The sequence below is a fragment of the Christiangramia sediminicola genome (assembly GCF_031344135.1).
GTDB classification, from domain to species: domain Bacteria; phylum Bacteroidota; class Bacteroidia; order Flavobacteriales; family Flavobacteriaceae; genus Christiangramia; species Christiangramia sediminicola.
The window spans coordinates 204,638-217,744 of record NZ_JAVJIU010000003.1 but is presented as its reverse complement, the minus strand read 5'-3'; the positions used below and the strand labels follow the sequence as shown (position 1 = coordinate 217,744).

Annotated in this window: 12 protein-coding genes; 7 read left to right on the top strand and 5 right to left on the bottom strand. The window is 38.0% G+C overall.

Annotated elements, in window-relative coordinates; translation table 11 throughout:
* Positions 1-110: 110 nt before the first annotated feature.
* Complete coding sequence (locus tag RE431_RS08270; RefSeq protein ID WP_309561509.1) at positions 111-1,544, bottom strand: L-serine ammonia-lyase; 1,434 nt, start codon at positions 1,542-1,544, stop codon at positions 111-113.
* A gap of 214 nt (positions 1,545-1,758) precedes the next feature.
* On the opposite strand from RE431_RS08270, the gene dnaK reads away from it, so the two are divergent.
* Both dnaK and RE431_RS08260 read left to right on the top strand, forming a co-directional pair.
* Positions 1,759-3,684: a molecular chaperone DnaK gene (gene dnaK / locus RE431_RS08265; protein ID WP_309561508.1), complete on the top strand. Its 1,926-nt coding sequence runs from the start codon at positions 1,759-1,761 to the stop codon at positions 3,682-3,684.
* Positions 3,685-3,811: 127 nt separating this feature from the next.
* Entirely contained in the window at positions 3,812-4,204 is a 393-nt protein-coding gene (locus tag RE431_RS08260; RefSeq protein ID WP_309561507.1) for a hypothetical protein, read from the top strand.
* A 17-nt stretch (positions 4,205-4,221) separates the two neighbouring features.
* Here RE431_RS08260 and eutC read toward each other — a convergent pair whose 3' ends face one another.
* The 4 genes from eutC to RE431_RS08240 all read right to left on the bottom strand — a co-directional run bounded on the left by eutC (position 4,222) and on the right by RE431_RS08240 (position 8,356).
* A complete protein-coding gene (gene eutC, locus RE431_RS08255; RefSeq protein WP_309561506.1) occupies positions 4,222-4,977 on the bottom strand; it encodes an ethanolamine ammonia-lyase subunit EutC in 756 nt (251 codons plus the stop codon).
* Complete coding sequence (locus tag RE431_RS08250) at positions 4,977-6,341, bottom strand: ethanolamine ammonia-lyase subunit EutB (RefSeq protein WP_309561505.1); 1,365 nt, start codon at positions 6,339-6,341, stop codon at positions 4,977-4,979. The genes eutC and RE431_RS08250 overlap by 1 nt, the downstream gene beginning before the upstream one ends.
* 94 nt (positions 6,342-6,435) lie before the next feature.
* Positions 6,436-7,692 carry an Nramp family divalent metal transporter gene (locus tag RE431_RS08245; protein WP_309561504.1) on the bottom strand — a complete coding sequence of 419 codons (1,257 nt, stop codon included), beginning with the start codon at positions 7,690-7,692 and terminating at the stop codon, positions 6,436-6,438.
* A gap of 28 nt (positions 7,693-7,720) precedes the next feature.
* Positions 7,721-8,356, bottom strand: a complete 636-nt coding sequence (locus RE431_RS08240) for an alpha/beta hydrolase (RefSeq protein WP_309561503.1) — start codon at positions 8,354-8,356, stop codon at positions 7,721-7,723.
* 45 nt (positions 8,357-8,401) lie between these two features.
* Between RE431_RS08240 and RE431_RS08235 the strand changes: the two genes are divergently transcribed.
* The 5 genes from RE431_RS08235 (at position 8,402) to RE431_RS08215 (ending at position 13,107) form a co-directional block, all read left to right on the top strand.
* Entirely contained in the window at positions 8,402-8,824 is a 423-nt protein-coding gene (locus RE431_RS08235; protein ID WP_309561502.1) for a PaaI family thioesterase, read from the top strand.
* Positions 8,824-9,975 carry a chorismate-binding protein gene (locus RE431_RS08230; RefSeq protein ID WP_309561501.1) on the top strand — a complete coding sequence of 384 codons (1,152 nt, stop codon included), beginning with the start codon at positions 8,824-8,826 and terminating at the stop codon, positions 9,973-9,975. The genes RE431_RS08235 and RE431_RS08230 overlap by 1 nt, the downstream gene beginning before the upstream one ends.
* Before the next feature lie 50 nt (positions 9,976-10,025).
* The gene (menD, locus tag RE431_RS08225; RefSeq protein ID WP_309561500.1) at positions 10,026-11,759 is read left to right on the top strand and encodes a 2-succinyl-5-enolpyruvyl-6-hydroxy-3-cyclohexene-1-carboxylic-acid synthase; all 1,734 of its coding nucleotides are present in this window, start codon (positions 10,026-10,028) and stop codon (positions 11,757-11,759) included.
* A gap of 67 nt (positions 11,760-11,826) precedes the next feature.
* The gene (locus RE431_RS08220) at positions 11,827-12,171 is read left to right on the top strand and encodes a DUF2853 family protein (protein WP_309561499.1); all 345 of its coding nucleotides are present in this window, start codon (positions 11,827-11,829) and stop codon (positions 12,169-12,171) included.
* A 99-nt stretch (positions 12,172-12,270) separates the two neighbouring features.
* Complete coding sequence (locus RE431_RS08215) at positions 12,271-13,107, top strand: CvfB family protein (RefSeq protein ID WP_309561498.1); 837 nt, start codon at positions 12,271-12,273, stop codon at positions 13,105-13,107.

The window sequence follows — 13,107 nt, the reverse complement described above, 5'->3', positions numbered from 1 at the left end:
AAAGAAAAAGAGAAAATAACACAGAATCATCAAAGCAAAGTTTCTGAATAGATTCTTTACATTAATTTGAAGATTGTTTTCCCTTAATACATTCAAATTTAAATTCGCTTTTAACAGTCGCTGAGACTAACTTTTACCGCGAGACCACCTTCTGAAGTTTCCTTATACTTCTTGTTCATATCTTTTGCGGTGTCCCACATAGTTTCAATTACTTTATCTAAAGGTACTTTAGCTCTGCTGGCATCACTTTCCATGGCGATCTCGGCAGCATTAATGGCTTTTATTGCGCCCATGGCATTTCTTTCGATACAGGGCACCTGAACCAGACCTCCAATAGGATCACAGGTCAAACCAAGATGATGCTCCATGGCAATTTCACTGGCCATAAGCACCTGTTCCGGAGTTCCACCCATAAGTTCAGTCAATCCACCCGCAGCCATTGCTGAAGATACACCAATTTCTGCCTGGCATCCACCCATTGCTGCTGAAATTGTAGCTCCTTTTTTGAAAAGACTTCCAATTTCGCCTGCTACCAGCATGAATCTTTTAATATCTTCATAAGTAGCATCATGATTTTCAATCACCATATAATACATAAGAACGGCAGGAACAGTTCCGGCACTTCCGTTCGTAGGCGCAGTTACCACACGACCAAGCGATGCGTTAACTTCATTTACACTTAAGGCGAAACAGCTCACCCATTTTAGGATCTGGCGGAATTTGACTTCTGTCTGTCTTATTGCCGGGATCCAATCTTCTACATTTGAATAGGCGGTTTCCCCAATAAGTCGCTGATGCATTTCAAAGGCTCGGCGCTTTACATTAAGGCCACCTGGCAGTGTTCCCTCTGTATGACAACCAATATACATGGATTCCAGCATCGTATTCCAAATTTGCTTTAATCCATTATCAATTTCCTCGTCACTACGAAGCGAACGTTCATTCTCCAGTACAATTTCAGAAATACTTTTATTTTCTTTTTTGCAGAATTCAAGCAACTCGGTTGCTTTTTCAATCGAAAATGGGAAATTCTGAAAGTTCTTTATTTTTTTACTGGCATTCTTTCGCTCCTTTTTCACAACGAAACCACCACCGATAGAGTAGAAAGAAGAAGAAGTTTTTTTGCCATTGTAAAGACAGGCTCTAAAAGTCATTCCGTTAGGATGAAATTCAAGAAATTTCCTGTTGAACTTTATATTTTCTGCAATACTGAAATCTATATTTCTTTCACCATTCAGTAAAAGTTTTCCTGTTTCTCTGATGCCTTCGATTTCAGATTCGATGATAGCGATATCCATAGTCACAGGATCGTGTCCCAATAAACCTAATAAAGTCGCAATATCGGTAGCATGACCTTTTCCTGTTAGGCTTAAAGAACCATAAAGATCTATGTGGATCTTTTCAACCTCATCAAAACAACCTTTCTTTTTCAGCTCGTCGATCCAACGCTGAGAAGCTCGCCACGGTCCTAAAGTATGTGAACTGGAAGGACCAACGCCAACCTTCAGCATGTCAAAAACGCTAATGCATTCTATTTTTCGCATTCAGAGTAAAATTTGGAGACAAAAATAGTGAATTGTTAATCCTGCCCATGAAAAATTGAAGAAATTATATCGTTGTAGTATTCGTTGCTATCAGACCAATGACAAGGTGTTTGGAAAAAGTGACAGTCTGTCAGAAGATTTGTGCTGGCATAATGATTGACTTCTTGTGACTGTAAAATTTGATAAACTAACGTAAAAAACAAGTTATATAGTTATGAGTAAAGTAATTGGAATTGACTTGGGTACCACCAACTCCTGCGTTGCCGTAATGGAAGGTAGCGAGCCAACGGTGATACCTAATGCCGAAGGAAAAAGAACTACACCCTCTGTGATCGCATTTGTGGAAGGTGGCGAGATAAAAGTTGGAGATCCTGCAAAACGTCAGGCAGTAACTAACCCAACTAAAACCATTTCTTCTATAAAGAGGTTTATGGGTAATAAGTATTCTGAATCTTCTAAAGAAGCAGATAGAGTACCTTATACTGTAAAAAAAGGTGATAACGATACTCCACGTGTAGAAATTGACGGTCGTCTTTACACTCCACAGGAACTTTCAGCAATGGTGCTTCAGAAAATGAAGAAAACCGCTGAAGATTATCTTGGACAGGATGTAACCGAAGCGGTTATTACCGTTCCTGCATATTTTAATGACTCTCAGCGTCACGCAACAAAAGAAGCTGGTGAGATCGCAGGTCTTAAAGTAAGAAGAATTATAAACGAACCAACCGCTGCAGCACTTGCATACGGATTGGATAAAAAATCTCAGGATCAGAAGATCGCTGTGTATGACCTTGGTGGTGGTACATTTGATATTTCTATTCTTGAATTAGGTGATGGTGTATTTGAAGTACTATCTACGAATGGTGATACGCATCTTGGTGGTGATGACTTTGATGAGGTATTGATCGATTACCTTGCAGATAACTTCCAGAAAGCTGAAGACATTGATCTTAGAAAAGATCCAATGGCACTTCAACGTTTGAAGGAAGCTGCTGAGAAAGCGAAGATCGAGTTATCTTCCTCTTCTCAAACTGAGATCAATCTACCATATGTGACTGCTACTTCTAGTGGACCAAAACACCTTGTAGAAACGATCACTCGTTCTAAATTTGAGCAATTAGCTTCAGAATTAGTAACAAGATCTATGGAGCCAGTAAAAAAGGCACTTAGTGATGCAGGTCTTTCTAAAAGTGATATCGATGAGGTAATTCTTGTTGGTGGATCAACTCGTATCCCTAAAATCCAGGAAGAAGTTGAAGCATTCTTTGGTAAGAAACCTTCTAAGGGTGTGAACCCGGATGAGGTTGTAGCAATTGGTGCTGCGATTCAGGGTGGTGTACTTACAGGAGATGTAAAAGATGTATTGCTTCTTGATGTTACTCCACTTTCTCTAGGTATCGAAACTATGGGAGGAGTTAACACTAAGCTTATCGAATCTAATACAACGATCCCAACCAAAAAGTCGCAGACTTTCTCTACGGCGGCAGATAATCAGCCTTCAGTTGAGATCCACGTGCTTCAGGGAGAGCGTCCTATGGCGGCAGATAACAAGACAATTGGTAGATTCCACCTTGACGGAATTCCACCAGCGCCAAGAGGAACTCCTCAAATTGAAGTGACTTTCGATATTGATGCTAACGGTATCATTAAAGTAAGTGCTACAGATAAAGCTACTGGTAAGTCTCAGGATATTCGTATCGAAGCTTCTTCAGGATTAACAGAAGAGGAAATCGAGAAAATGAAGAAAGAGGCTGAAGCAAATGCTGATGCTGATAAGCAAGCGAAAGAGAAAGTTGACAAGCTGAATGAAGCTGATGCAATGATCTTCCAGACTGAAAAGCAGTTGAAAGAATTTGGTGATAAATTATCTGATGATAAGAAAAAGCCAATTGAGGAAGCATTGGAAGAGTTGAAGAAAGCTTACGAAACTAAAGAAGTTGAAACTATTCAGCCAGCTTTAGATAAGATCAATGAAGCATGGAAAACAGCTTCAGAAGAAATGTATAAAGCTCAGGCAGAAGCTCAGGGCGGTGCAAACGGACAGCCAGGTGGACCACAACAAGGTGCAACCGGAGCTGAAGGTGGAGACGCTAAGAGTGGAGATGATGTAGAAGATGTAGATTTCGAAGAAGTGAAGTAATCTTCGAATCATAATAAATTTGAAAAGCCTCGCAGAAATGCGAGGCTTTTTTTCTATATTCACGCATCTAAAAAATAACTGTTTCGTTTACTAAAAATTATATTACATGAAGAAATTTGCTTTGTTAATGATGTTTTCTTTGACAATTTTGAGCTGTAGTGATGATGTGGTAGATAATGAAAATTCAATTGAAAAAAGTTTAGAAGGAGAGACCGTAAATTCTGAATTTAATGCGGAATGTGATACTAATTTTAGTGAATCGGACTGGTATAATGATTTGATTGAAAGCCTTGAATGTGGAGAATCAAATTGCGAAGTTTCTATTTTGAAGAGTACTTATGAGGAGGAGATTGTATTTTATATCGAAATGACTGACCCCTTATGTAATTATCAGGTGAAATATACCTTCTATGATTGTGAAGGAGAGTTTGTCGCAGAGCTGAGTAATGAAGAAAGTGTAGAATATCATAATACAGATCGAGAAGTGGAAACCTTATTTACATGTGAGGGGGCTAGTTAAAATTTTTCTCATTTGGGTCAAAAATTCAATTTATCCTGATTGGAAGAATCAGCTTTTAACTTCACACCACTTAATTTTCTACGGAAAGATTCTTTAATGAAGTATCTCAGTAATTCTGAAGCTTTTTCGATGCTTAGTCCATTTTTATGAATATTAGAAATACAATTCCGGCGTTCATCGGTAGTTCCCGGTTTTGGCTCGTAGGTTGTATAAATTCCCAGGCTTTTTGGAGAGGATAATCCTGGGCGTTCTCCAATTAAAACAGCAGTAAATTTAGCATTCAATTCTTCTGCAATTTCATCTCCAATCGCTACGCGACCATATTTCACCATGCAAAGTCCGATCTTATAATTTTTAAGTTTCGGAAGGATTTCTTTTAATAATGGAATCGCTCTTTCGTTAATCGCGTCTGCCGCAAGTCCGTCGGTGAGAATAAACAGAATATCAAAACCTTCATTTTCATCATTTGAATTTTGTGCCAGTTTTTTCCCAAGATCAGGTCTTTTTAAATATTCTTTTCGGTCTGTAACCTTAGTTTGAAAATGATATACCGGAAGCTCAATTTTTTTTAGTTTCTCTGAAAGTTCTTCTTCCTTTAGATCTGAATAGATCGCATCTTTGGTAAAAGCATGATCTTCCTGAAAGCTCAAAACTTCCTTTGTTGGAAGGCTTCCTCCAGAATTCCCCAAAGCGATCCTGGCTTTAGAAAGAGACCTTAGGTTTTCCCAGGGATCTTTTTGCAGGTAATTTGATTTTGAAATTTCCTTTGCCATTACCTAAGTTTTAGAATTTGTTCTGGAATTTCTAGTCGGTTTCCCTGTTCATCCATAATTCCCATATTTAGAAGCCATTCTTCAAATTCTGGAGCAGGTCGTTTCTTCAAAACTTTCCTCAAGTACATGGCATCATGAAAGGAAGTCGACTGGTAATTCAGCATAATATCATCAGCACCGGGAACGCCCATAATATAATTGCATCCGGCAACTCCCAAAAGTGTTAGTAGTGAATCCATATCATCCTGATCTGCCTCCGCGTGATTGGTATAGCAAACATCACAACCCATTGGTAACCCAAGTAGTTTTCCGCAGAAATGATCTTCCAATGCAGCACGTGTGATCTGTTTCCCATCATATAAATATTCCGGACCAATAAAGCCAACGACCGTATTTACCAGGAACGGATCGAATTTTCGAGCTACAGCATAAGCTCGTGACTCAAGAGTCTGTTGGTCTACTCCATGATGAGCATCTGCTGAAAGTGATGAACCCTGGCCGGTTTCAAAATACATCATTTGTTTACCGATCGTTCCCCGGTTTAATTCCTTTCCTGCATCATAAGCTTCCTGTAATAATTTAAGGTCTATACCAAAAGATGAATTGGTTTTTTCAGTTCCACCGATAGATTGAAAAATTAGATCTACAGGAGATTTATCCATGATCTCGAGAGTCGTGGTGAGGTGACTTAGGATACAGGTCTGTGTTGGAATTTCATATTGCTGTCTAAAATCATCGAGTTGTTTCAATAATTTCGAAACTTCTTTAGGATTATCGGTAGCCGGATTAATGCCGATCACCGCATCACCACAGCCATACATAAGTCCGTCGATAATGCTGGCGGCAATTCCTTTTGGATCATCTGAAGGGTTATTTGGTTGGAGCCGTACCGAAAAATGGCCTCTTTTACCGACCGTATTTCTGAATTTTGTGACCACTTCAATTTTTGAAGTTACAGAAATCAGATCCTGATTTCTCATGATCTTGGAAACTGCTGCTGCCATTTCGGGAGTTATACCTGGAGAAATATTCTTTATGGTTTCAGCATCTACTTTATAAGAAAGAAGATAGTCCCGAAATTCACCAACGCTCAGGTTTGAAATAGATTTAAATGATTCATTTCTGTGATCATCTATGATCAATCTGGTGACTTCATCTTTTTCATAAGGTACCAATAAGTCCTCTAAAAATGTTTTTAGCGGTAGTTCACTAAGGCAATACTGTGCAGCAATCCGTTCTTTATTGTCTTCAGCAATGAGTCCAGCTAAAGCATCTCCAGATCTTGCAGGGCTGGCTTTCGCCATTAATATTTTAAGATCTTTAAATGAATAAGTTTTTCCGCGAAGAGTGAATTTGTATGCCATATATCCTTGTTCCTGAACTTAATTTACAAAGTTTCGCGAACGGGGAAGAAGCAAATAGTGTTTTTAAGTTTTATTTAATCCTAAAATATCTTAGCTAAGAGAATATGGTATAAAGATAAACTCCGGCGAAAACTACCAGAACAGCGAAGCAAATATGGCTGAAAAACTTATAGGTTTTTCCTGGTCTTTCATTAATCGGCATTTGGTTTCCTGTAACAATCTTAAAATTAAACCAGGCAATTACGGGAGCTGATAAAAAGGATAGGGCGGTAGCAAAGTCGATCAATGCTGTAAAGGATGTTCCGAAGAAATAAAGAATAAGCAATGCTAAACCGGGAATCAGGAAAACATTGATCTTATAATTTCTCCATTTATGCTTTTTTGAATGAGGTTTGGTCGTATTGTTTTCAGCAAGAACTTCAGAAATTACTCGAGGGAAGGCATCGGTGACGGCTAGAGTAGTGGAGAACATCGCAATAAGTGCTGCAATTCCCACGACCGGTCTACTCCAGTCACCCAGTGTTTTTCCATACATGTCTATGAGCTGACCCGAAAATTCTACGCCGCTATTGGAAAAACTTAGTCCGCTTCCAAACATTATCAAAGCTCCCATTAGTAGAAATAAAATTCCGATGAATGTCGCGGCGAAAAAACCAATATTAAAATCGGTAAAAGCCTCTTTAATACTAGTTCTTCTTTTATTTCCTTCGGCTTTTTCCTTTGTCCAGATGGAGTGCCATACAGAAGCGTCCAATGGAATAGGCATCCAACCCATAAATGAAATTATGAAGGCGATACCTGCCTTATTCCATAATTCCGGAGTGGTATAAGAAAGAGTGTTTTCTAGTCGGCCGTCACCAAAAGCAAATATAACGGCGGTTAAAGTTGCGATAGCCAGCAGACTAATAATGATCTTCATCGTCTTGTCCAGGGCAGAATATTTACCTATCAATAGTAGAGCGATACATACCCCAAGTACAATGAAACTCCAGGTAAAGATAGACCAGCCCATGCTGAAAAGTTCTTCAGCCAGACCAGCTGAAACTATGGTCACAGCAGCCTGTACGATAAACATAGTTCCAACGGTGACCAATATAAATATACGATAGGGCCATTTGCCCATTTTTCGATAACCGGTAATTAAATGATCTCCGGTTGCTGCTGCATATCGAGGTCCGAATTCAAGAAAAGGATATTTGGTAGCACAGGCCAGAATTAGAACCCAGATTAAGAGAAATCCATAATCGGCTCCGGCACGAGTAGCCTGTACAAGATGAGAAACACCAATGGCTGCTCCTGCTAAAAGAAACCCGGGGCCTAAAGTTTTTAAGATCGATGATTTTTCAGGCATTTATAGGTGAAAAAGAATTGAATTCAAATTAAGCAAATTTTGAGATCAATTCGGTATTAACTTCATGACCTCCTTTGAAAGTTAATATTTCCAGGTTTTTTGGAAAAATTTTATTCAGTCTGTCCTTTTCGACAGTAATAATACCAGATTCAAGATATTTATCTTCAGTTCCATAGATGAAAGAGAATTTGGTATTTTTTAGAAATTTAAAATCTTCCGATGTTAATTCCTGAGGGACTTTTCCGGAATGCATGATAAGATGATCACACGTAATATTTCTTCTGGCAATAAATCTAGTAGCGACAGAAACACCTTGTGAATAACCCATTATATTCAAGTTATCTAGATTTTTTAGGTCTTCAGCTTCATAAACAGCATCGAGATAACTCAACATGTTTTCTATCTCAAATTCTGTATTCTCTCTGGTGAGCCAGGAGGCGCCAATATGGCGATATTCGCCATTCAAATAATATTTAGACTGTGCCTGCGGAGCAATAATGAAATTCTCTTCAGGGTCAAGATGCTTGAAATACTTCAGAAAATATCTACTCAAATAGCCAATTCCGTGAAAGACAAGCCATACCGTTTTGGTTTTTTCAGTCTTTTCATTCAGGGTAGAATATGTGTTAGATATAGCGTAAGAAAGACTTTTCTCTTTGCTCATGGTTGTTCGGTGTTTTGTATTTTTACAAAGTAACCAATCTTTTAAATGATGACGAAGGAAGAAATGCTTGAGCTTTCAAAAAAAGTATGTAAAGATACATTGATGGAAACTCTTGAAATTGAGTTCACTGAAATAGGTGAAGATTTTCTCGTAGCAAAAATGCCCGTAAATTCAAGGGTTCACCAGCCTGATGGTGTTTTACACGGAGGAGCCAGCGTGGCACTTGCAGAGAGTGTTGGAAGTATGGCTAGTTATGTTTTTTTGAATACCGATGAATTCTTCGTTCGTGGAATAGAGATTAATGCCAATCATTTAAAAAGTATAAAGGAAGGTTGGGTTTATGCAAAAGCTACTTTCATTCATAAAGGAAGAACCACCCAGCTTTTTGAGATCAGGATCACAGATGAGGCGGCGAACCTAATTTCTATCGTTAAACTTACTACCATAGCACTTCCAAAGAAATCATAATGATCGAGTCTACCGAATTCTTTCAGAATTTAAATGAGCATTTACAAGAGAATAAAGCTTTTGTGGTTTATAGAAAACCAGGAGCGAATATTGTAAAAGCACTACTTCAAAATGATAAGCTTACTTATAAAGTTAAGGATCATACAGAAAGCGGATTCATTTTCGCGCCATTTAATGCTGAAGCAGAATCTTATCTTATCCCCTTAGAAAATTCTGAAAGTTTTGAATTTGAATTTCGCGTAGAAGGTTCTCTGGATGATCGCTCTACAGATGAAATTTCATCAGGAGTAGATTTTGAATTGATGGAAGAAGATCAAAAGCAACATGAAAATCTGGTTCAGAATGCTATTGAAGCGATCAAAGACGGCGAACTCAAAAAAGTAGTACTATCCAGGTCTGAAAAAGTTGAGCTATACGATCCTGATGCCATTCGCATTTTTAAAAATTTGCTGAATAAATATGCGCAAGCTTTCGTTTATCTATGGTATCATCCCAAAACCGGATACTGGCTTGGAGCAACACCTGAAACTCTCTTGAATACTGAACGAACCAGGTTTAAAACCATGGCCTTAGCCGGAACACAATTATTTAAAGGGAAAATTGATGTTGAGTGGGGTCAGAAGGAAGTCGAAGAACAACAGTTAGTAACTGACTATATTTTAGATTCTTTAAAATCGATAAAAGCTACGGAAGGAATTTCGTTTTCTGAACCTTATTCCACCAAAGCTGGAAGTTTACTACATATTTGCACCGATATTTCAGGAAAGTTAAGCAGCCTTGAACATTTGAATGAGTTGATAAAAATTCTTCATCCAACGCCGGCAGTGTGCGGTTTGCCAAAGCATAAGGCGCTTGAATTCATTCTTAAAAATGAAGGCTATTCCAGGGAATTCTATTCTGGTTACCTGGGTGAGATGAATATAAAATCTGAAAGTAAAAGAAACTCCAACCGAAGAAACCAGGAAAATCAGCAGTTTTCAGCGATATCGAAAAAAACAGATCTTTTTGTGAATCTTAGATGCATGAAATTAAAGGATGGAAATGCCCGAATCTTTGTTGGTGGAGGAGTCACAACCGATTCAAATGCGGCAGATGAGTGGATGGAAACGGTGAACAAATCACAGACTATGAAAGCTGTTCTTGTTAAATAAGCTCAAAAACTATCTCTAAAATTGCCTGTAAATTGTAATTTTGAGCTTCTATGAAGTACTCAAAAATTCCTGTTGCCCGCTCGGTAGTTGCATTGTGCGTGGCAAAAGACGTCAAACATGTAGTCATTTCTCCCGGTTCCAGAAATGCGCCGCTTACCATAGGTTTTACCCATCATGATGACATAAGGCCTTACAGTATCGTGGATGAACGTTGTGCAGCTTTTTTTGCTTTAGGTATGGCGCAGCAGTTGAATAAACCAGTTGCCTTGGTATGTACTTCAGGTTCTGCATTGCTGAATTATTATCCTGCTATCGCCGAGGCTTTTTACAGTGATATACCATTAGTGGTGATTTCAGCAGACCGGCCTGTAGAAAGGATAGATATTGGTGATGGACAGACCATCAGGCAGAAAAATGTTTTTGAGAATCATATACTTTATTCAGCTAATCTTTATTCTGAATTGGTGCTGGAAAATGAATCGAAAGATCCTAAACTTCAGCAGAAGCAGTTCGAAGCACAAAAGCACAATGAGCGGGAAGTAAATCTAGCGCTTAATAAAGCGATAGAAGAAAAAGGACCTGTGCATATAAACGTTCCTTTTTATGAGCCTTTATATGACACGGTTGAAAATATAGAAGTACATCCTCTTCAAATTTTTCCGGAAATCAAGGAAAGGCATTATTCTGAAAAACAACTTCAGAATTATGCAGATGTGTGGAGTGCTGCCAGGCGAAAAATGGTAATCGTTGGAGTGGCACAGCCAAATGCTGTGGAACAAAAATTCCTCGATCACCTGGCTAATGATCCAAGTGTGATCGTACTTACCGAAACGACCTCAAATCTTCACCAGGAAGAATTTTTCACGAGAATCGATACTCTGATAGGTCCTATCGAAAAGGACTCCAATAAGGATGATCTCTTTGGAAAACTTCAGCCGGAAATTCTGCTGACTTTTGGAGGGATGATCGTTTCTAAAAAGATCAAATCCTTTCTGAGAAATCACAGTCCGAAACATCACTGGCACATAGATTCGAAAAAGGCATATAACACCTTTTTCTGTTTAAATAAACATTTTGAAACCGATGTGAATTCATTCTTTTCGGAATTCTTTCCACTTACAAAGAATATTGAGAGTGATTATGGAAATTTCTGGAAGGAAATTAGAAAAAAAAGGCAAAGCAGGCATGAAGATTACATGGCAGAAATCCCGTATTCTGATCTTAAGGCCATACAGGAGATCTATCAGAAGATCCCAAAAAATTCGGTCTTGCATTTCGCCAATAGTTCCACGATTCGCTATGCGCAATTGTTTCAATGGGATTCTAGTTTAAAAATGTACTGCAACAGGGGAACTAGCGGGATTGATGGGAGTATATCTACCTCTGTTGGTGCTGCGGTAAATTCAGAAGAACCGGTGACCATTATCACGGGAGACCTAAGTTTTTTCTACGATAGTAATGCTCTTTGGAACAATTATATCCCTTCAAATTTCAGGATCATAGTTTTAAATAATAATGGTGGTGGGATTTTTAGAATACTTCCAGGAAATAAAAATTCAGAAAACTTCGATAAATATTTTGAAACCGTTCATGATCTGCAGGCAAAGCCGGTTTGCGATCTTTATGGTTTTGAATATCAGAAAGCAAATTCAGAAATTGATATTCAGGAAGCAATGCAGAATTTCTTTACTGATACCGGAAAACCGAAACTTCTGGAGATCTTTACTCCACGAAAATTGAATGATGAGGTATTACTGGAATATTTCAATTTTATGAAATCTTAAAATTCGTCTAACATTTCTTATAATCCTTTTTTATTATCTTACAGACAGTTCAACTAAAAATTAGATTATGAGTAAATTAGATGAGAAAGTAGGACAATACATAGATGACCTTAAGTCTAAGGTTGGAGAAAGCAATCCGGATATTGATCTGGTTCGTAAAATCGCTCAGTCTATGGGTCCTAGTATTTACAATGCAGATGCTGAAACAGTAGCATCATCCAGTGAATCTGAGGTAGAAACAGTGAAAAAGAACTTTGTCATGAAGAAACTTGGAGTTTCTGATGAAGGAAAAGCCAACGAGGCCATTAACCAGGTTCTGGAAAAATACGGTAAATCGAATAGAAATAAATATAGAGTTGTAGTCTATTATCTTCTAACCAAGCATTTTGGAAAAGAAAGCCTATTTAAATAGATGATAAAATTTATAATTAAAATCCGTTTTTGGGATATTCCTTAAAACGGATTTTTTTATATGCGATTAACAGTATCTTTGTAGGCTAAAATTTATTTTATGATCCAGATAGGTGAATTTCACGAATTGATAATTATAAGAGAGACAGAGCATGGTATCTATCTTGAAAATGATGAAGGCGATGAGGTTTTACTTCCGAATAAATATGTTCCGGAAACCTGGATGGTTCACGAAAAAATCAATGTTTTTGTTTATCTAGATCATGAAAAGAGACCTGTTGCTACTACACTTAAGCCGAAAATAAAGCGTGATCAGTTTGCCAATCTTAGATGTGCAGAGGTTAGTAAGGTAGGAGCCTTTCTTGATTGGGGACTGGAAAAACACCTGTTCGTGCCATTTAAGGAGCAGGTGATCCCAATGCAAAAAGGGGAAACATACCTTGTGTTTTGTTATCTGGACCTAGAAACCGATAGACTTGCTGCATCTTCAAAAGTGCATAGTTTCCTTGATAATTCGGTATTAACGGTTAAACCTTTTGAGGAGGTTGATCTCATCGTTAGTAATCATACCGAACTCGGATTCAATGTAATTATTAATCAATTACATCTCGGCCTTATTTATCATGATGAAGTTTTCAAACCTCTTAAAATTGGAGATGAGATCAAAGGTTTTATTAAAAAGGTAAGGGAAGATAATAAGATCGATATCACCTTGCAGCGTCCGGGCTATCGAAGTATAGAACCGAATGCTCAGAAAATACTTGATAAGATAAAAGCAGCTGGAGGATTTATAGACCTTACAGACAAATCTGCTCCCGAGGAAATTAAAAATAGGCTTCAAATGAGCAAGAAAAGCTTTAAAAAGGCCGTTGGAACTTTATACAAGCAGAGACTTATAGATATTAAAGAAGATGGTATTCTTTTAACGGATAACTAA

Bases quoted from the DNA above. Each gene is read 5' to 3' on its own strand.
- RE431_RS08260 (WP_309561507.1), top strand. From the start codon at position 3,812: ATGATGTTTTCTTTGACAATTTTGAGCTGTAGTGATGATGTGGTAGAT.
- dnaK (WP_309561508.1), top strand. From the start codon at position 1,759: ATGAGTAAAGTAATTGGAATTGACTTGGGTACCACCAACTCCTGCGTT.
- menD (WP_309561500.1), top strand. From the start codon at position 10,026: ATGAAGTACTCAAAAATTCCTGTTGCCCGCTCGGTAGTTGCATTGTGC.
- RE431_RS08245 (WP_309561504.1), bottom strand. From the start codon at position 7,692: ATGCCTGAAAAATCATCGATCTTAAAAACTTTAGGCCCCGGGTTTCTT.
- RE431_RS08220 (WP_309561499.1), top strand. From the start codon at position 11,827: ATGAGTAAATTAGATGAGAAAGTAGGACAATACATAGATGACCTTAAG.
- RE431_RS08240 (WP_309561503.1), bottom strand. From the start codon at position 8,356: ATGAGCAAAGAGAAAAGTCTTTCTTACGCTATATCTAACACATATTCT.
- eutC (WP_309561506.1), bottom strand. From the start codon at position 4,977: ATGGCAAAGGAAATTTCAAAATCAAATTACCTGCAAAAAGATCCCTGG.
- RE431_RS08215 (WP_309561498.1), top strand. From the start codon at position 12,271: ATGATCCAGATAGGTGAATTTCACGAATTGATAATTATAAGAGAGACA.
- RE431_RS08250 (WP_309561505.1), bottom strand. From the start codon at position 6,341: ATGGCATACAAATTCACTCTTCGCGGAAAAACTTATTCATTTAAAGAT.
- RE431_RS08235 (WP_309561502.1), top strand. From the start codon at position 8,402: ATGATGACGAAGGAAGAAATGCTTGAGCTTTCAAAAAAAGTATGTAAA.
- RE431_RS08230 (WP_309561501.1), top strand. From the start codon at position 8,824: ATGATCGAGTCTACCGAATTCTTTCAGAATTTAAATGAGCATTTACAA.
- RE431_RS08270 (WP_309561509.1), bottom strand. From the start codon at position 1,544: ATGCGAAAAATAGAATGCATTAGCGTTTTTGACATGCTGAAGGTTGGC.